At 69.9% G+C, this 18,163-nt stretch carries 17 protein-coding genes and 1 pseudogene; 7 read left to right on the forward strand and 11 right to left on the reverse strand.

Annotated features, from left to right (window positions below; genetic code table 11):
* Positions 1-195: 195 nt before the first annotated feature.
* Positions 196-1,350: pseudogene (locus IPL89_11760) on the reverse strand (UvrD-helicase domain-containing protein).
* Positions 1,351-1,398: 48 nt separating this feature from the next.
* Between IPL89_11760 and IPL89_11765 the strand changes: the two are divergent.
* A complete protein-coding gene (locus IPL89_11765) occupies positions 1,399-2,067 on the forward strand; it encodes a hypothetical protein (GenBank protein ID MBK9063853.1) in 669 nt (222 codons plus the stop codon).
* Between the two features lie 965 nt (positions 2,068-3,032).
* On the opposite strand, the gene IPL89_11770 is transcribed toward IPL89_11765, so the two are convergent.
* Positions 3,033-3,251 carry a hypothetical protein gene (locus tag IPL89_11770; protein ID MBK9063854.1) on the reverse strand — a complete coding sequence of 73 codons (219 nt, stop codon included), beginning with the start codon at positions 3,249-3,251 and terminating at the stop codon, positions 3,033-3,035.
* A 563-nt stretch (positions 3,252-3,814) separates the two neighbouring features.
* Here IPL89_11770 and IPL89_11775 point away from each other — a divergent pair.
* Positions 3,815-4,162: a hypothetical protein gene (locus IPL89_11775; protein ID MBK9063855.1), complete on the forward strand. Its 348-nt coding sequence runs from the start codon at positions 3,815-3,817 to the stop codon at positions 4,160-4,162.
* A gap of 12 nt (positions 4,163-4,174) precedes the next feature.
* Here the strand turns inward: IPL89_11775 and glmS are convergent, their stop codons facing one another.
* The 3 genes from glmS to IPL89_11790 are packed head-to-tail and all read right to left on the reverse strand — an operon-like array spanning position 4,175 to position 8,137.
* Entirely contained in the window at positions 4,175-6,028 is a 1,854-nt protein-coding gene (gene glmS, locus IPL89_11780; protein ID MBK9063856.1) for a glutamine--fructose-6-phosphate transaminase (isomerizing), read from the reverse strand.
* 4 nt (positions 6,029-6,032) lie between these two features.
* Complete coding sequence (gene glmU / locus IPL89_11785) at positions 6,033-7,457, reverse strand: bifunctional UDP-N-acetylglucosamine diphosphorylase/glucosamine-1-phosphate N-acetyltransferase GlmU (GenBank protein ID MBK9063857.1); 1,425 nt, start codon at positions 7,455-7,457, stop codon at positions 6,033-6,035.
* Complete coding sequence (locus IPL89_11790) at positions 7,454-8,137, reverse strand: tetratricopeptide repeat protein (protein ID MBK9063858.1); 684 nt, start codon at positions 8,135-8,137, stop codon at positions 7,454-7,456. Before IPL89_11790 ends, glmU begins: the two co-directional genes overlap by 4 nt.
* A 102-nt stretch (positions 8,138-8,239) precedes the next feature.
* Here IPL89_11790 and IPL89_11795 point away from each other — a divergent pair, with 102 nt between their 5' ends.
* Both IPL89_11795 and msrA read left to right on the forward strand, forming a co-directional pair.
* Positions 8,240-8,752: an NUDIX hydrolase gene (locus IPL89_11795; GenBank protein MBK9063859.1), complete on the forward strand. Its 513-nt coding sequence runs from the start codon at positions 8,240-8,242 to the stop codon at positions 8,750-8,752.
* Between the two features lie 68 nt (positions 8,753-8,820).
* Positions 8,821-9,462 carry a peptide-methionine (S)-S-oxide reductase MsrA gene (gene msrA, locus IPL89_11800; protein ID MBK9063860.1) on the forward strand — a complete coding sequence of 214 codons (642 nt, stop codon included), beginning with the start codon at positions 8,821-8,823 and terminating at the stop codon, positions 9,460-9,462.
* A gap of 51 nt (positions 9,463-9,513) precedes the next feature.
* Here msrA and IPL89_11805 read toward each other — a convergent pair whose 3' ends face one another.
* The 4 genes from IPL89_11805 to IPL89_11820 are packed head-to-tail and all read right to left on the reverse strand — an operon-like array spanning position 9,514 to position 12,829.
* The gene (locus IPL89_11805; protein MBK9063861.1) at positions 9,514-10,305 is read right to left on the reverse strand and encodes an SDR family oxidoreductase; all 792 of its coding nucleotides are present in this window, start codon (positions 10,303-10,305) and stop codon (positions 9,514-9,516) included.
* A complete protein-coding gene (locus IPL89_11810; protein ID MBK9063862.1) occupies positions 10,302-11,198 on the reverse strand; it encodes a hypothetical protein in 897 nt (298 codons plus the stop codon). The genes IPL89_11805 and IPL89_11810 overlap by 4 nt, the downstream gene beginning before the upstream one ends.
* 4 nt (positions 11,199-11,202) lie before the next feature.
* The gene (locus IPL89_11815) at positions 11,203-12,024 is read right to left on the reverse strand and encodes a DUF547 domain-containing protein (GenBank protein MBK9063863.1); all 822 of its coding nucleotides are present in this window, start codon (positions 12,022-12,024) and stop codon (positions 11,203-11,205) included.
* A gap of 7 nt (positions 12,025-12,031) precedes the next feature.
* Entirely contained in the window at positions 12,032-12,829 is a 798-nt protein-coding gene (locus IPL89_11820) for an SDR family oxidoreductase (protein ID MBK9063864.1), read from the reverse strand.
* Between the two features lie 52 nt (positions 12,830-12,881).
* Between IPL89_11820 and IPL89_11825 the strand changes: the two genes are divergently transcribed.
* Positions 12,882-13,349: a homocysteine S-methyltransferase family protein gene (locus IPL89_11825; GenBank protein ID MBK9063865.1), complete on the forward strand. Its 468-nt coding sequence runs from the start codon at positions 12,882-12,884 to the stop codon at positions 13,347-13,349.
* Positions 13,295-13,750, forward strand: a complete 456-nt coding sequence (locus IPL89_11830) for a homocysteine S-methyltransferase family protein (protein ID MBK9063866.1) — start codon at positions 13,295-13,297, stop codon at positions 13,748-13,750. Before IPL89_11825 ends, IPL89_11830 begins: the two co-directional genes overlap by 55 nt.
* On the opposite strand, the gene IPL89_11835 is transcribed toward IPL89_11830, so the two are convergent.
* Positions 13,738-15,645 (reverse strand): VWA domain-containing protein, encoded by a 1,908-nt coding sequence (locus IPL89_11835; protein MBK9063867.1) that lies wholly within the window; start codon positions 15,643-15,645, stop codon positions 13,738-13,740. The genes IPL89_11830 and IPL89_11835 overlap by 13 nt on opposite strands.
* A gap of 56 nt (positions 15,646-15,701) precedes the next feature.
* On the opposite strand from IPL89_11835, the gene IPL89_11840 reads away from it, so the two are divergent.
* Positions 15,702-17,123, forward strand: a complete 1,422-nt coding sequence (locus IPL89_11840; protein ID MBK9063868.1) for an amidohydrolase — start codon at positions 15,702-15,704, stop codon at positions 17,121-17,123.
* Positions 17,124-17,150: 27 nt separating this feature from the next.
* On the opposite strand, the gene dusB is transcribed toward IPL89_11840, so the two are convergent.
* Positions 17,151-18,161, reverse strand: a complete 1,011-nt coding sequence (gene dusB, locus IPL89_11845) for a tRNA dihydrouridine synthase DusB (protein MBK9063869.1) — start codon at positions 18,159-18,161, stop codon at positions 17,151-17,153.
* Positions 18,162-18,163 lie beyond the last annotated feature (2 nt).

An 18,163-nucleotide genomic window follows, 5' to 3' on the forward strand; every position in this document is an offset into this window, starting at 1 on the left:
CCCGCCGCCGTAAGGCTGCCGCCCGCCGTACCCCCTCCCCCTATTACCTTCTAAGAAATCAGAATCCCCGGTCCCCGTCCCCGGTCTCCCTCCGAAGCCAGACGTCATGTCCTCGTACTGGACGACTTCCCCGGGGATCGCGTCGAGGAACGGAGAGCGGTCGCGGCTCATCCACTCGCCCCGCACCATCCGGCGCCGTACCCACGAGATCGTGAGGCGCTCCTTGGCACGCGTCATCCCGACGTACGCGAGGCGGCGCTCCTCCTCGAACTGGTCGTCGTCGTCGCGCGAGGAGGCGTGCGGGAGCGAGCCGTCCTCGGCGCCCGCCAGGAAGACGTCGTCGAACTCCAGTCCCTTGGCCGCGTGGAGCGTGATGAGGAGGATTCCCTTCTTCTCGTCGGCCTCGTCGGCGTCGGCCCGGAGCGTCACCGCGTCGAGGAAGCCCGCGATCGTCGGGTCGTCGCCCTCTCCGCCGTAGGACGCCGCGCGCTCGTGCTCGCGGGCGGCCGCGAGGAGCTCGTCGAGGTTCTCGCGGCGGGCCTCGTCCTGCGGGTCGAGGGAGTTCTCGTAGAGTTTCGTGAGGCCCGTCTCCTCCAGCGCGAACGCCATCACCGCTGCCGCGCCGGTGTTCTCCGCCGAGCCGAACTCCGCGAGGCGCTTCACGAGGTCCCGGAACTCGGTCAGAGCCTTCCGCGCCCGCTCCGTCATGCCGGAGGGCAGCTCGTCGAGAGCCGCGAGGAGTGAGAGGTCCTTCTCCGCCGCGTGGGCCTCGAGCGCCTCCAGCGTCGCCGCGCCCACGCCGCGCGCCGGCACGTTCACGACCCGGCGGAATGAAACCCCGTCCGCCGGGTTCCGCGCAAGCCGCAGGTACGCGAGGAGATCCTTGATCTCGGCCCGCTCGTAGAACTTCGTCCCGCCGACGAGGATGTACGGCAGGTTCCCGCGCAGAAGCTCGTCTTCGAACGGACGGGACTGCGCGTTCGTGCGGAAGAGGACCGCCACTTCGCCCTGCGGCCGGGCGCGCCGCGCCGCGGCGACACGCGCGACGATCTCGCGGGCCTCGTCGCGCTCCTCGTCGAACGCCACGAGCCGCACCTTCTCCCCGCCCGTCTTCGTGGCCTTGAGCGTCTTCCCGAGTCGGCGTTTGTTCTCGGCGACGACGGCGCCCGCGGCCTTCAGGATCGGCGCCGTCGAGCGGTAGTTGCGCTCGAGGCGGACCGTCTTCGCCGTCGGGAAGTCGCGCGTGAACTCCAGGATGTTCGAGACGTCCGCCCCGCGCCAGCGGTAGATGGACTGGTCCTCGTCGCCCACGACGAAGAGGTTCCCGGCCTCGCCCGTAACGAGCTTCACGAGCTTCGCCTGGACGCGGTTCGTGTCCTGGTACTCGTCGACGAGGAGGTGCCGGATGCTGCGGCGGAGGAGATCGCGCACCTTCTCGTTCGACCCGACGAGCTTCGCCGAGAGGACGAGGAGGTCGTCGAAATCGAGGGCCTGCGACGCCCGGAGCGTCTTCTCGTAGCGGCGCGCCACGTCCGCGAGGCGCGAGCCGAGGAAGTCGCCGAAGCGGCGCGGGAAGTCGTCCGGGGAGATGCCCTCGTTCTTGGCCGCGGAGATCTTCGACTGGATCTGGCGCGGGGTCGCCGACTTCTCCGGAATCGCGACCTCCTTCATGACGCGCTTGACGACGGCGAGCTGGTCGTCAGAGTCGAAGACGACGAAGCCGCGCGGGAGGCCCGCCTCGTCCGCGAAACGGCGCAGAAGGCGCACGCCCCAGGAGTGGAACGTCCCGACGTACGAGCGCGGGCGCTCGGTGCCGAGGAGGTTCGCGACGCGCTCCTTCATCTCGCCGGCGGCCTTGTTCGTGAACGTGACCGCGACGATCCCCTCCTGCGGGACGCCGTGCGCGACGAGCCACGCGAGGCGGCGCGTCAGGACGCGCGTCTTCCCCGAGCCGGCCCCCGCGAGGACGAGGAGCGGCCCTTCGCCGTGCGAGACGGCGGCGGCCTGTTCGGGATTGAGGCCTTCGAGGAGATCTTCCGGGCGGGCGACCAAGGGGCGCGATGGTAGCGCAGGCGCTGGGCCCGTGCAGGTTGCTCATGGCGCCGGAGGTCGAAGAGAAGAATTCTTAGAAAGGTGGCCGAATCGGCGGGCACTTCCTAAGGACCGAGGACCGTCATGCACATCCGCCGGCGAACCCTTCGCGGGCTCTTTCCCCTCTCTCTTCTCCTTCTCCTCTTCGCCGCTCCCGCCCTTTCGCAGAACATCCTCGTGAATCCCGGGTTCGACCGGGACGTCGCGGGCTGGACGCCCCGGACCTACTCGTATCCCGACCCGACGCACGGGGACGCTTCCGCGACTTGGACGGCGACCGATGCGACGGGCAGCGCGGCATCCGGCGGGCTTGCGCTCCATGCGACGACGGGATACCACCAGATCGCGCAGCTTTCGCTGGATCAGTGCTTCGACACGTCGGCAGGCCGCCTCGTCTCCTTCGGCGCGAAGTTCCTGACGACCCGTCAGTTCGGGGAATCGAGCGCGTCCGTCGACGTCGCGTTCTTCGACTCGCCAGCCTGCGGCGGGTCCCAGCTCGGCTCCGCGCAGGCAACGTCCTCCGGACTCGTCGGCTACCCCGAAATGAGCTCGCAGGGCCTCTGGTTGCCGGCCTCCGCGGCGGTCCTCTCGTCACCCGGCAGCCGCTCGATGCGCGTCAGTGTCACCGCTAGCTCCGTTGGGGTCGGGTACTACGGGTCCGGCTACGTCGACGCGATCGCGGACGATGTCTATGCGACGACAGCACCCGCTACGCTGACCTCGTCGATCCTCCCGTCCGCCGCCTGGGTCCACGGGGCCGGAGGCATCTGGTGGTCGACGCAGATCTGGCTGTCCAACCCCGGAGCAACCGACGCCACGGTCAAGCTCAAATGGCTCGGCCACGACGCGGACGGACGCGGGGGCCCCGAGTTCACGTACGTCGTTCGTGCTGGTGAGATCGTCGCCCCCAACTTGTGGTCGTCGCTGTGGTTTCCCGAGGACTATGGCGCGATCCTCGTGACCTCGTCGTCGCCGTCGGTGTTTCTCCAGAGCGAGACCTCAACTTCGAGCCCCAGCGGCGGCACTGTGGGCCAGGCTCTCCCGGCGTTCGGCCCCGCCGACTTTGCGGGCGCGACGCCGAGGACGCTCGTGCCCATCCGCGAGAACACCTCCTTCCGCACGAACCTCGTCCTCTCGAACGCCACCGAGGCGCCGCTCACGGCTCACGTCGTCCTGTATGCGGCCGACGGAACGCAGATCGGCTCGCGCAACATCGACCTCCCGCCCCTCGGCATGACGCAAATCAACCGCGTCGCCTCGGCCCTCGGCGCGGCGACGCTCGACGCGGGTCGCATCGCGGTTTCGACGCCCACGCCCGGCGGCCTCGTCGCGGCCTATGCCTCCATCATCGACAACGTCACGAATGACCCACGCACACTCCTGCCGCAGGATGTCAGCCCCTCTACGCCAGGACCGTGGCTCATACAGTCCGCCGCGTCGACCTTCGGCAGCGGTGGTAGCCACTGGACAACTGACCTGACGCTTGCAAACGCTTGGACCTCTGACGCAACCACCTACTTCAGGTGCTTCGCCTCGTCAGGCGGCGCCATCAACTGGGTCAGAGCCGTTTCCGCAGGCGAGACCTTGACGATTCGCGACCCGCTCGGGCCAGGGCCCCTCCTGGGGACCGATCCACATTACTACCACTTCGCGGAGCATTGCCGTCACGGCGGAAACCTCGACGCCGACCGCCGGGGGCGGGACGGTCGGCCAGACCGTCGCCGTGGTGCGTGCGGCCGACCTCATCGGCGCCGCGCCACGGTCCATCGTTCCGGTCCGCGACGACTCCCAATTCCGGACGAACCTCGTCCTTTCGAATGCCACCGAGTTATTTGTCACCGTCCACGTGGGGCTCTTCGACGTAAGCGGCGCCCTTCTCGGTTCGCGCGACGTGAACCTCTTTCCCCTCAGCGCGACGCAGATCGGTGGCGTCGGGTGGGCGCTCGCGGGAGCATCGGTCAATCTCGGCCGCATCTCCGTCTCGACGCCGACCCCCGGGGGCCTCGTCGCGGCCTACGCCTCCGTCATCGACAACGTCACGAACGACCCGCGGACCATCCTGCCGCGCTGACGCGGCGGGGCGTCACTCCACCGTGACGGACTTCGCGAGGTTGCGGGGCTGGTCGACGTCGCAGCCGCGGCGGCGGGCGACGTGGTACGCGAGGAGTTGGAGCGGGACGACGGAGACGACGGGCTGGAGTGCCGGGTGGACCTTCGGCATCACGAGAACCTCGTCCGCGAACGTCGAGACGTCCGCGTCGCCGGGATTCACGAGCGCGAAGAGGATTCCCGCGCGCGCCTTGACCTCCCGGAGGTTCGACGCCGTCTTCTCGTAGAGCGCGTCCATGGGCGCGATCCCGACGATCGGCATCGCCTCGTCGATGAGCGCGATCGGCCCGTGCTTCATCTCGCCGGCGGGATAGCCCTCGGCGTGGATGTACGAGATCTCCTTGAGCTTGAGCGCGCCCTCGAGCGCGATCGGGTAGTGCGCGCCGCGCCCGAGGAAGAGCGCGTGGGAGACCTTCTCGAACCGGGCGGAGAGCTTCTCGATCGCGGGCTCGAGCGCGAGCGTCTCGCGGAGCGCCGCCGGGAGGCGCGCGAGCGCCGTCAGGAAGTCCTCGTCGACGGGCGTCTCCTGGCCCTTCCCGCCCGACCGCACGGCCCTCACGTAAAGCGCGAAGAGGACGAGCGCGACGAGCTGCGTCGTGAACGCCTTCGTCGAGGCGACCCCGACTTCCGGCCCCGCGTGCGTCGCGAGGACGCCGTCCACGAGACGCGCGATCGCCGAGCCGGGCACGTTCACGACGCCGACCGTCCGGCCGCCGAGCGCCTTCGCCTCCTTGAGGGCCGCGACCGTGTCGGCCGTCTCGCCCGACTGCGAGATCCCGACGACGAGCGTCCGCGCGTCGACGAGCGGCGCGCGGTAACGGAACTCGGACGCGTAGTCCACGTCGGTCCTGACGCGCGCGATCTCCTCCAGCAGGAACTTCGCGACGAGGCCGGCGTGCCAGCTCGTGCCGCAGGCCACGATCTGGATGCGGTCGATCTCGCGGAGGAGCGCTTTCGGGACGCCCATCTCCTCCTCGTTGAAGAGGCCCGTCTCGAGCGAGAGCTTGTTGCCGATCGTCTCGACGACGACCGTCGGCTGCTCGGCGATCTCCTTGGCCATGAAGTGCGGGTAGCCGCCCTTCTCGGCCGAGACCGCGTCCCACGGCACGCGGCTCGCGGGCCTCTCCCGCGGCGTTCCGTCGAAGCCGGTCACGGTGACGGCGTCGGCCGTGATCCGCGCGAGGTCCCCGTCCTCGAGGAAGATCAGGTCACGCGTGTGCGGGAGGAGCGCCGTCGCGTCCGACGCGACGAAGTTCTCGCCCTTTCCGATGCCGAGGACGATCGGCGGCCCCCACTTGAGCGCGTAGAGGACGCCCGGCTCGTCGGCCGAGAAGAGGACGAGCGCGTACATGCCCCTGAGGCCCGACACCGTCTCGCGCACGACCGTGGCGAAGGGCTTGCCCGGCGAGGCGCGGCGCGCCGCCGCGAGCGCGTGAGCGACGACCTCCGTGTCCGTCTCGGACAGGAATTCCACGCCCGCCTTCTGCAGGCCCTGCTTGAGCGGCAGGAAGTTCTCGATGATCCCGTTGTGGATGACGACGATCCGGCCGCTCGCGTCGCGATGCGGGTGGGCGTTCTCCTCGGACGGTCGGCCGTGCGTCGCCCAGCGCGTGTGCCCGATGCCGAACCGGCCGGGGGGCGGCGCGCTCGCGATCTTTTCCGTCAGGTTCCCGAGCTTGCCCTCGCTCCGGGCGACGCGCACCTGGCCGTCGTCCCCGACGACCGCGATGCCGGCCGAGTCGTAGCCGCGGTACTCGAGGCGCTTCAGCCCGTCGAGCAGAATCGGCGTCGCCTCGCGCGGGCCGACGTAGCCCACGATGCCGCACATCGCGTCAGCTCTTCTTCTTCCGCGCCCGGTAGGCCGCGCCGCCGCCCTCGAGGTTCCTCTGCGGGACGCGGGCGACGGCGAGGGCGTCCTTCGGGACGTCCTCCGTGACCGTCGTGCCGGCCCCGATGATCGCGCCGTCACCGACCGTCACGGGCGCGACGAGCTGCACGTCCGACCCGACGAACACGTCCGCGCCGATCGTCGTCCGGTGCTTCGCGAAGCCGTCGTAGTTGCACGTGATGACGCCCGCGCCCACGTTCGTGCGCGGGCCGATCTCCGTGTCGCCCAGGTACGTCAGGTGGTTCGCCTTGACGCCCGCGTGAAGCTTCGCCTTCTTCGTCTCGACGAAGTTCCCGACGTGGACGCCGGCGGCGAGATCCGTCCCCTCGCGCAAGCGCGCGAACGGCCCGACGATGCAGCCGTCGCCCACGACGGCAGACTCGATGACGGAGTAGGGCTTCACGGCCACGTTCTTCCCGAACACGCTGTCGCGGACCACGCAGCCCTGGCCGATGACGGTCCCGGGGCCCACCCGCGTCCTCCCGAGGAGCGTCACGAAGGGCTCGATCGTCGTGTCCGGCTCGAGGACGACGGTCTCGTCCAGCGTGACCGTCTCGGGGCGCAGGATCGTCGCCCCGCCGCGCATCGCCGCGACGGCGGCCCGCTCGCGGAGGAGCCGGTCCACGACGGCGAGGTCCTCGCGAGAGTTGACCCCCAGCGCCGCCGCGGGATCGCCGGAGACCGTGACCACCTTGCGCTTTGCCTTCAGCGCGAGCGAGAGCACGTCCGTGAGATAGAACTCGGATTGGGAGTTCTTTGAGGTGAGGAGGGGAAGGGACTTATCCAGAAATGCACGGTCGAACGCATACGTCCCGGTGTTGATCTCGGAAATCTTCTTCTCACGACTCGAAGAATCTTTCTCTTCTCTTATCCGAACAAAGGACTTCTTCTTGTCCCGCACGATGCGCCCGTAGCCCGTGGGGTTCGCGAGCGTCGCCGTCAGGACGGCGACCGCGGCCTTCTTGTCCTTGGCGAGCGCGTCGACGAGCGCCTTCACCGCGCCTGCCTCGAGGAGCGGCACGTCGCCCGACAGCACGACGACCGTCTTCGCCTTGCCGAACGCGCCCGCGGCGGCCGCGGCGCGCACCGCGTCGCCCGTGCCGCGCGGGGGATCCTGGATCGCGATCCTCACCCGAGGATGATTCGCCGCGAGAAAAGCGCCGACCGTCGCTCTTTCATTCGAAGAATCTCTTTCCGCGTCCTTCTTCGAAATCACGACGACGACTTTCGCGGGATCGCCCGCGACGGCGAACGCCGTGTCGAGCGCGCGGTCGAGGAGCGGCCGGCCCGCCGCCTCGTGGAGCACCTTCGGCCGCGACGACCTCATCCTCACGCCGCGGCCTGCGGCCAGGAGGACGACGGAGGTCACACGCCTCCCGCGACGAGCTCCGTGAACCCCTGCGTGCCGCGCAGGACCGAGAGGTCCGCCTCGAGGCGCGCCTGGATGCGATTCTGGTCGTCGGCCGCGATCGCCCTCTTGAGCGCCTGGAGCGCCTGCTCGGCGTCCCCCTGCAGCGCGAAGCAGCACGCCGCGAGGTAGTGGCCGCGCCCGTCTCCGTCCTTCTTGCCCGCGTTTTTCTTGAGCAGCTCGAGGGCCTTCTCGACGTTGCCGCGGTTCTTCTCGAACACGGCGGCGTGGTAGATCTCCTCCGGACTGTCCCCGGCGGAGGCCTTGCCCTTCTTCCCGTTGCGGCACGCCGTCAGGTACATGCGCGCGCGGTCGAGGAATTCCTTCTCGTCGGGATGCTTCACGATGAGGTCCTCGAACTTCCGGGCCGCCTCGTCGAAGTGCCGCCTGTGGAAGAGGTCGATGGCCTTCTCGTACTCCTTGCGCGTCGCGGACGACTCGCGCACCGCTTCCTTGAGCGATGCCGGCGCCTTGCGCGTCTTGTCGGGCTCGTGTGCGACGAGCTTGAGCTGCTTGACCTTCTTCCCGAGATCCTCGAGTGAGAGGCCCAGCTTGCGCGAGAGCGTCTGGGAGTCCATGCGCCCGTAGTTGGCCTTGAGCCACCGGGCGTCGTCTTCGGTCCACTTGCTTTTGTTGGTCAAGGGCCCTCCGGGGAAGCGGGCCAGAGGCCCGCAAGGACGGTGGATTCTGGTTACGTCTTCGTGATCCGTCAAGGGCCGCCAAAACGCGATAGCCTGACGCCGGTGTACGAGCTGCCGGTCTTCTGCACGCAGTGCGCGCGGAAGCTCGAATCGAAGGAACTGGGCCCGGGGCGCAGCGTGCCGGTGTGCCCGGCCTGCGGCGCGGTGCACTGGATCGACCCGAAGGTCGCCGCGGGCGTCCTGATCGTCCGCGACGAGCGCGTCCTCCTCGTCAAGCGCGCGATCGAGCCCGGCTACGGCAAGTGGACGTTCCCGGGCGGCCACGTGGACCGGGGCGAAACCGTCGAGGAGGCGGCCCTGCGCGAGACGCTCGAGGAGTGCGGCGCGATCGCCGACCTCGACGGGCTCCTCGGCCTCTTCTCGTATCCGGGCCGGCCCGTCGTCGTGGCGGTCTACCGCGGGCTCCTCGCCCCCGGCAGCCGCGAGCCGCACGCGGGCGACGAGACGCTCGAGGTCGGGTGGTTCACGCCGGAGGAGGCTGCCGGCCTCGACCTCGCCTTCCAGTCGGTCGCCGACGCCCTGACGAAACTCTTCCTTCGTCCGTACGTTCTCTGAAGGGAATGGGCGGGCGCCCTTTCGGCATCCACGGAGGGGAGACCCCGCGTATCCCTTCTGGAGACCACATGCGCCGCAACGCCCGATTCCTCCTGCCCCTCCTCGGCCTCGTCCTCTTCTCGTCTCTCGCCCGCGCGGAAGAGCCCACGCAGGCTACGCCGCCGGCGCCGGCCGGCCTCGCGAAGGCGACGTTCGCGGGCGGCTGCTTCTGGTGCATGCAGGGGCCTTACGACGCCGTCCCGGGCGTCGTCTCCACGACCGTGGGCTACACGGGCGGCAAGAAGGCCGGCGCCACCTACCACGAGGTCGGGGCGGGCGGCACGGGCCACCGCGAGGCCATCGAGGTCGTCTTCGACCCGAAGAAGGTCTCGTACGAGAAGCTCCTCGACGTCTTCTGGCACAACGTCGACCCCACGTACGCGGGCGGCCAGTTCTGCGACTCGGGCTTCTCGTACACGACCGCGATCTTCGTCCACGACGACGCGCAGCGCGCGGCGGCCGAGGCCTCCATGAAGGCGCTCGAGGCCTCGAAGGTGCTGAAGGCGCCGATCGTGACCGAGATCGTGAAGGCGGGACCCTTCTGGAAGGCCGAGGAGTATCACCAGAGCTATTACAAGAAGAACCCGGTCCGGTACAACTTCTACCGCTCCGGCTGCGGCCGCGACTCGCGGCTCAAGCAGTTGTGGGGCGACAAGGCCGGCAGCCACTGACCCGGGGATTCGGATTCGGATTTCTTAGAAGGTGAATGCGCGGGCACACTTCTAAGAAATCTTTGTCTTCTTGAAGAAGTGCGACCCGAACTTCGCCGGCACCCACCGCGGGACGAGCTTGCCCGCCGCGATCCAAAGCCGGTCGAGCGGGTGCGTCACGACGACCGCTTTCTTCTTCCGCACGGCCTCGAGGCCCATCTTCGCCACCGCCTCCGGCGTCATCTCGGGGAACGGCGTGTCCTTCCCTTCCTTCATTCCCGCGACGGCGGCGAAGTTCGTCTTCGTGAATCCCGGGCAGAGGCACGTCACGGTCACGCCGAACGGCTTCGCCTCCTCGTGCAGCGCCTCTGTGAAGTTCAGGATGAAGGCCTTGCTCGCGCCGTAGAGCGAGAAATACGGCGTCGGGTAGAAGGCCGACGTCGAGGAGATGTTCAGGATCGCCCCCGCGCCCCGCGCCTTCATCGCGACGAGGAACCGGTGCGTGAGCTCCGCCGTCGCGACGACGTTCAGCTCGAGCAGCGCGTGCACCCTCTCGAACGGCAGATCGGTCTCGGGTCCGTTCAGGCCGAATCCCGCGTTGTTCACGAGGAGCGCGACGTGCCGCCCCGCGCCCTCCGTCGCGTTCCACATGGCGTCACGCCCTTCCGGCGTCGCGAGATCGGCCGCGAGGACTTCCGCGCGGCCCCCCCGCCCGGCGTTCAGCCCGGTCGCGAGCGCCTCCAGCCTGTCCCCCGAACGGGAGACGAGCAGGACCGGCCGGCCCTCGGCCGCAAGCTCGCGCGCGAACGCGGCGCCGATTCCGGACGACGCGCCCGTGACGACGGCGAGGCCGCTGTCCTTCACTTCTTTTCCTTCGGGCGCACCACCTCGGCGACGCGGTAGCCGAGCAGGCTCCGCATCGCGTGCGCGGGGGCGAAGACGTCCGCCGGCGGCGAGGAGGCCGCCTGCGGCAGCGCCGCGAGGACGAGCGCGGGAGAGCTCCCGTCGAGGACGACGTACGCCGCGAACCAGTCACGCGCGCCGAGTGCGGGGACCCTCACGTCCTCGCCATCGACGCGCAGGGCGAACGGGGCGGGCGGCCCGGCCGTCCAGACCCCCGGACGGCCCGCGCCCCCCGAGGAAAGTTCGATCGCGCGGCGCAGGAGCGTCGCGCCGGGCTCGCGCAGCGAGACCGCGGACGCCGCGAGCGGCACCGAAGCGCTGCCGCCGCCCTTGAGTTCGGAGCGGGCGTTCGTGGAGATCCAGAGCGCGGTGGACCCCGGGATCGTCGCGTTGCCCTCGGGCCACAGGCCGGGGAGGAGCAGCTCCGTCGCGGTCCCGAAGTCGGGGAAGGACAGCGTGCCTCCGACCTCGCGGGTCTCGTAGACGGCCTGGATTGCCGGCTCGGGCGTCGCGCCGCGCGGTGCGTTGGCCCTCGCCCGCGCCCAGTCCTCGCGGCGGCGCGCAGACTCGGCTTTCTCGACGCGCACCTGTCCCGTCCAGCTCAGGCGGAGTCTCCCCTTGTCGACCTCGAGGACCTCCACCTCGCGGCGCGCGAGGTCGGGCACGTCCCCGCCGTCGACGCCCGGCAGGTTCGGGACGAGCGTCAGCTCGAGGCCGGCTGCGAGCGGGATGCCGCCTTCCAGGACGGAGGGAGCCGACTGCGGAGCCGTCGCCTCGCGCGCGGGCGGCTTCCCGCACGCAGCGACGACGACGGCCGCGAGAAGGGCCGGGGCGGCGCGGCGCGGGAAGCGCATCGGCTCAGCGGTTCGCGGCGTCGTTCAGGCGCTCGTCGAGCGGGATCGGATAGATCGACGTCGCCGTGACCTTTTCCGTGCGAGGGCGCCACCGGTTGATCGACCCGATGAGGCGCGGATCCCCGGACACCGTCGACGGGACCTCGCGCTCGAAGTCGCCGCGGAAATCGAGGATCACGCGCGAGAGCCCGGCCTTGAGCGACGGCGCCTTCCAGTCGACGTTGCGCGGATCGGCGACGAACGCCTTCGCAGCGGCCTCGAGGCGGTCCTCGAGGTCCGCCGCGTCCCACGCGTCCTTCGCGAGCGGCGGCCCGCCGCGGCGCGCCTTCACGAGCGCGAAGTGGATGCGCGCGTCGGTGAAACGTTTCCACGCGAGCGACGAAATCTGGTTCAGGGAGAGCTCGCGCCCGCCGAAGACGTACTTCGTCTCGGAGTCGAACCTGTGCCCGATCTCCTTCAGGCTCTGGGGGCGGTTGAAGCGCAGGACGCCTCGAATCGCGCAGGCGTTGTAGGCGTTGATCCAGTACGCGAGCCGGTCCGGCTCCGTCGGGAAGAGGTGCGGGTGCGTCTCGGGCGAGACGCGCGCGACCTCGGCGAGGTACTGCTCGAGCGTCGACTCCTCGAGGGACGCCGCCGCGTAGTCGACGAGCCCGTCCTGGACGACCTTCTCGAGGAAGCGGCCGAAGATCCCGTGCGGAAACTTCCCGGCGGACGGGACGTCCGACTGCGCCTTCACGTTCGGGCGCACGGTCTCGCAGGAGGCGCCCATCAGCGCGAGAGACAGCGCCGCGCAGGCCGCCGCGGACAGGAAGCGTGCGTCCTTCATGGCGGCGTCAGCCGATGACGTCTTCCGTGCCGTCGACGCCGAGCACGTTGCCCGACAGCCAGACCGTCTCGGGCTTCGAGAGGGCGACGATCACGCGCGCGACGTCGTCGGGGGTCGTGAGCCGGCCGGCCGGGTGGATGGCGAGGCAGCGCTCGATCATCGCGGCGTTGTCGGGGATCTTGCGGAGAGCCGGCGTGTCCGTGACGCCCGCGCGGATCGCGTTGACGGCGATCTTCCGGGTCACGAGCTCGACCGCGAGCTGGCGGCAGTGGCTCTCGAGGGCGGCCTTCGCGGCCGAGACCGCGCCGTAGGACTTCCAGATGCGGTGCCCGCCGGAGGACGTCATCGCGAACACGTGCCCGCCCTCGGCGAGGAGGCCCCCCGCGAGAAGGTCCTGCACCCAGTAGACGAGCGAATGGGCCATGACGTCGAGCGTCATGTCCATCTGGGCGCGCACGATCCGGTCGGCGGGCGCGTCTGCGAGGAACGGCTTCAGCGTCCCGAACGCGAGCGAGTGAAGCACGACGTCGATTCCGGCCCGGCGCCCCTCGGCGTCGAGGACCTTCGTCATCTCCGCGATGGCCTCGGCGCGCTTCTCGTCGTCCGCGGCGTTCATGTTGAAGAAGAGCGCCCGCGATCCGGCGGCCGTGATCTCCCCCGTGATGCGCTCGACGTTGGGCTGCGTCGACTTGCGGTCGAGATGGACGCCGAAGACGTTCCGGCCCGCGCGGGCGAGGGCGAGGGACGTGCCTTCCCCGAATCCGGAGGAGGCCCCGAGAACGAGGGCCCACGAGCGGTTTGCCATGGGCCGGATGCTAGCAGGCCCGCCCCGCTATCCTCGTCCCCGGGAGACCGCCGTGTCCGTGCCGCCCGCCCCGGATTTCCGCGCGAGACTGCGCTCTCGGCCGCCGCTCGTTCTCGATGCGGCGCTGGGCACGGACCTCCTCGCCCGCGGCGCTCTTCTTCCCGCGCCGCTCTGGAGCGCGCAGGCCCTCCTCGACGCGCCGGAGCTCGTCGAGGCGATCCACCGGGAGAACGCGGAGGCAGGGGCCGACGTCCTCACGATCGCCAGCTTCCGGCTGCATGGAAGAAATCTAAGAGGATCTTTTTGCTCCCTCTCGCAGGCAGCTCATCGAAATCGCGGTGGCTCTGGCGCGCCGGGCAGGCGGACGGCCTTTGGATCGCCGGGTCTCTCGCACCTCTGTCTGACTGCTACCGGCCTGATCTCGTTCCGAAGCAAGAAGAAATTCTCTTCTCCGAGCACGCCGAGATGGCGGCGGCGCTCGCCGCCGCCGGCGTCGACCTCATCCTCGTCGAGACGATGAACACCGTGTGCGAGGCCGTGGCCGCCGCGCGCGGCGCGGTGGCCACGGGGCTGCCGGTCGTCGTCTCTTGCGTTACGGACGGAGGCGGCCGCCTGCTGTCCGGAGAGCCCGTCGAGGATTTCGCGCGCTCGCTTCTTTTGCTGCCTTCGCCGCCCGACGCCCTCGGCGTAAATTGCGTGGCCGCCCGCTCGCTCGCCGGCGACCTGACGCGCCTCGCGGCGGCGGCGCCCGGCGTTCCGCTTGCGGCCTATGGGAACGTCTTCTCGACACCGGTAGCGCCGGAGGACTACGTGGCTCACGCCACCGAATGGGTCCGCCTCGGCGCGCGCCTCGTCGGCGGCTGCTGCGGGACGACGACGGCGCACACGGCCGCGGTCGCCCGCTCGCTTCAGGGGAAGTAGCCCCGGATCGTCTTGGCGCGCAGCTTCGGGTCCTTGAGCTTCACCTCGATCGCGCGGAACTGGTTCTCGCCCTTCGTGGAGTTCGTGAGGTAGCGCAGGAAGTACTGCGAGCGCAGCTCCGTCTCGATCTTCCGGTAGACCTCCGGCAGGGCCGACGCCTTTCCGATGAAGAACGCCTCGGCCCCCGTGTCCGCGGCGAGCTCGTTCATCCGCCCCTTGATTCCCGTGTCGAGGAACGAGAGGTTCAGCCCGATGAAGTAGATCGGGACACCCGCCGAGCGCGCGTAGCGCCGGAGCGTCGCGTAGTCGCTCCAGGAGTGGTTGTCGTCGCCGTCCGTCAGCACGACGACGGCCTTGCGGCCCGGCGTCGCGCGGAACTGGTAGAGCGCCATGACCACGGAGTCGAAGAGGGCGGTCGCGCCGTTCGCGTGCGTCTCGGCGATCGCGCGCTCGAGGTCCGTCGCGCGGTGCGTCATCGAGGCGAGGAGGGCCGGGCGCTCGCGGAACTCGATCACGAAGCCCTGGTCCTTCTCCTTGGAGACGAGCTTCTGGACGAACTCGGACGCCGCCTGGTGGACGATCGGCATCGCGTCCTTCATCGAGCCCGACCCGTCGATCACGATCCCGAGGGAGAGCGGGAGCGACTCGGCGAACTCGAAGCTCGTGAGCTCCTGCTTCGCCGCGTCCTCCGTGACCGTGAAGTCCTCCTTGGCGAGGGTCTTCACGAGGCGGCCCTCCCCGTCGTAGACGGAGACCGGCAGCTCGACGAGGTCGACTTCCACCTTCGACATGAAGCGCGACTCGCCCTTGAGGAGCTTGATGTCCGTGAATTCCTTGCCGTCCTCGTCCGTCGCCGTCGCGCGCATGAGCGTCGCTTTCTGGATCTCGGCGACGCGAACCGTCACGACGTACGGCGGCTGGGTCCACTCCCGGACCTTCCGGTCGTCGAGGTACAGCTCGAGCTTCTTCGCGACGCCGCCCGCCATGGACTGGACGGCGACCTTGAGCTCGACCGTGTCGCCCGCCCCCTTCTGCTTCGGGAGCTCCATGAGGCGCACGGACAGCCGCGAGTCCTTCTCGTTGATCGCCCACGCGTCCGCGTCCAGGAAATTGCCCTGCGCGTCGAAGCCGAGGGCCTTGAGCGTCTGCTTCTTCGGGACCTTCCCGAGGTCCAGCTCGACCTCGTAGGGTGCGCGGTTCTTGACGAGGATCTTCTTCTCCTCGAGCCAGAACTCGACGCGCGTGACGGGCGGCTTCACCTCGCATCCGATCCGGAGGAGGCCGACGGGAACCTCCTGCGGGGGCGCGAGAATCTTCACGAGGTTTCCCGCGTTCGGCGGCGGCATCTGGCGGTTCTCGGACTCGAGGACGACGGCCGCCGCGCTCGGCAGCCCTCCGGCGTCGGTGCCGGCGTCCTCGGCGCGGAATTCGGACGTCATCGCCGGAACGGTGATCGTCACGGCGCGCGTCGCGACCGCGCGGCCGGCGGCGCCTTCGAGCCGGAACTGGATCTCGTAGGTTCCCGGCGGCAGCGAACGCAGGAACGTGATCGAGACGGGCTTGCCGGCGTCGGCGCCGAGGTCGACGTCGGCCGGGATCCGGAAGGCGTCGACGTTCGCGCCCTTCGGGTCGCTCACGACCCCCGACAGCGTGAACGAGACGACGCGCGGCGTGCTCGCCGGCCCCCGAAGGTCGCCGCGCGCGACCGACAGGATGAACTTGACGGCCGTCTTCGACCCGGTCTTCCCGAGGTACTGCTCGCGCACGTCGAGGGGAATGGACACCCCGGGGGCGTCGATCCGGCTCTTCTGGGCGTCCGCCGGAGGAGCCGGCTGCCCGGAAGCGGCCCTCGAAAGGCCGAGAAGAACCGCCAGCAGCGCGAGACTCTTTCGCATTCCCCCATCGTATGCTGTCTTCCTCAAGCGACACATCCCCCGTTCGGAGGCTCCCGATGCAAGTTCCTTTCCGCGGCCCCGCCGCTCTCGTGCTCGGCTTGACTCTCGGCTTCTCTCTGGCGGCTGCGCCTGCCGGGACCGACGCGTACCTGGACTCCACGGCGGCGCGCTGGGAAGACGTGTCCCGGAAGATCTGGGACTACTCCGAGACCGCCCTTCAGGAGACGAAGTCCGCCGCCCTCCTCGAGGACGTTCTCGAGAAGGAAGGCTTCGCCGTGACGCGCGGCGTGGCCGGGATGCCGACCGCGTTCGTCGCGACCGCGGGATCCGGCGCGCCCGTCGTCGCGATCCTCGCCGAGTACGACGCTCTCCCCGGCCTCTCGCAGAAGGCCGGCGAGGCCAGGAAGTCCCCCGCAGTCGCCGGAGCGCCGGGCCAGGGGTGCGGGCACAACCTCCTCGGGACCGCCGCCGTCGCGGCAGCCGTGGCCGCGAACCGCGAGCGCGCCCTTCAGAAGCTGCCCGGGACGATCCGGGTCTACGGGACGCCCGCCGAGGAGCAGATCCTCGGCAAGACGTTCATGCTGCGGGACGGGGTGTTCGCGGGAACCGACGTCGTCCTCGCGTGGCACCCCGAGGCCGAGAGCTACGTCTATTCCGGCGGGCGCCTCGCGATCACGGCGCTGGACGTCGAGTTCTTCGGGAGGACGGCGCACGCCGCCGCGAATCCGTGGCTCGGCCGCAGCTCCCTCGACGCACTCGAGGTCTTCGAGCACGCGATGTCCCTCATGCGCGAGCACGTGCTCCCCACGGCCCGCCTCCACCGCGTCGTGAAGGACGGCGGTCTCGCCGCGAACATCATCCCCGACTACGCGCGCGTGCAGTGGTTCGTGCGCGACACGAACGGCGAGCGCATGAACGAGATGGTCGGCCGGCTGAGAAAGGCCGCGGAGGGCGCCGGCCTCGCGACCGAGACGACGGCGAAGGTGACGCTCCTCGCCACGACGCGCGAGCCGATCTACAACGAGGCGCTCTCGAGGCTCGTCCAGAAGCAGCTCGAGCGCGTCGGCGCCCCGAAGTGGGACGCGGCGGACGAGGCGCTCGCGAAGGCGATCCAGAAGGAGGTCGGGATCCCGGAAAAGGGGCTCTCGGCCGAGGTCCTCCCGTGGGCGAAAGGGCGCGGCGCCTCCGCGTCGTCCGACACGGGCGAGGTGAGCGCCGCCTACCCGCTCATCGAGCTGGGCGTCCAGACGGCGCCGAGCGGCGCGCCGTGGCACCACTGGGACGTCGCGTCCTGCGCAGCGGCCCCGATGGGCGTCAAGGGGATGCTCGTCGCCGCGAAGGTCCTCGCCGCGTCGACGGCCGACCTCCTGAGAGATCCCTCTTCCGTCGCGGCAGCCAAGGCCGAGTTCGCGAGGACGACGGCCGGAAAGCCCTACGTCACTCCTCTCGCGCCGGACGCGAAGCCGAAGACGTACTGAGGCGCGTCACGCCGCGCGCGCGGGCCCTCAGGCCGCCACTCTCGCCGCGTGCGTCTCGAAGAAGTGCTCGACGGCGTCGAGGAACGCCTGCGGACCGTCGAGGCTCGCGATGCGGCGGCGCAGCTCCGACCCGTTCGGCAGGCCGTGCGTGTACCACGACGTGAACGTGCGGAGCTTGGACATCATCGCCTTCGGCGCGTCGGACTGGTCCCTCTGGATGAGGCGGAAGTGTTCGAGGATGACCTCGCGCCGCTCGGCGAGCGTGGCCTCCCGCCACGGCCGGCCCGCGAGAAGCTCGGCGGCCTGCTTGAAGATCCACGGGTTCTTCATCGTCGCGCGGCCGCACATCACGGCGTCGCAGCCGGTCTGGCGGAACATCGCGAGGACGTCGTCGGCGGTGTTCACGTCGCCGTTCCCGACGACGGGGATCGACACGGTTTCCTTGAGGCGCGCGATCTTCGACCAGTCCGCGCGGCCCGTGTACATCTGCTTGGCCGTGCGGGCGTGAAGCGCGACGGCCGCGACCCCCTCGCCCTCGCAGATGCGGGCGAGCTCGAGGTAGTTCTCGGTCTGGTCGTTGATCCCGAGCCGGAACTTCACCGTGAGCGGCGTCGTCGGGAGCGCCTTCCGGCACGCCGCGATGATCGCGCGCGCCTTGTCGAGGTCGCGCATGAGGCCGGCCCCGGAGCAGCCCTTGAGGATCTTGTTCGCGGGGCAGCCCATGTTGATGTCGCAGACGTCGACCTGCATCTCCTCGACGCGGGCCGCGGCGACCGCCATCCGTTCGGCGTCCGCTCCGTAGATCTGGACCGAGAGCGGGCGTTCGGCCGGGTCCCAGCGGAGGAGGCGCTCGGTCCGCTTGTTGCCGCGCGTCAGCCCCTCCGACGAGACGAACTCCATGGTGACGAGGCCCACCCCTCCGATCCGGCGCAGGAGCAGCCGGTACGTCATGTCCGTGATCCCCGCCATGGGCGCGAGGACGAGGGGGGGATCGACGGCGCAGGGACGCGTCCCCGCGCCGCCGTACACGAGGCTCATCC

This window comes from Acidobacteriota bacterium (assembly GCA_016716715.1).
Lineage (GTDB): Bacteria > Acidobacteriota > Thermoanaerobaculia > UBA5066 > UBA5066 > Fen-183.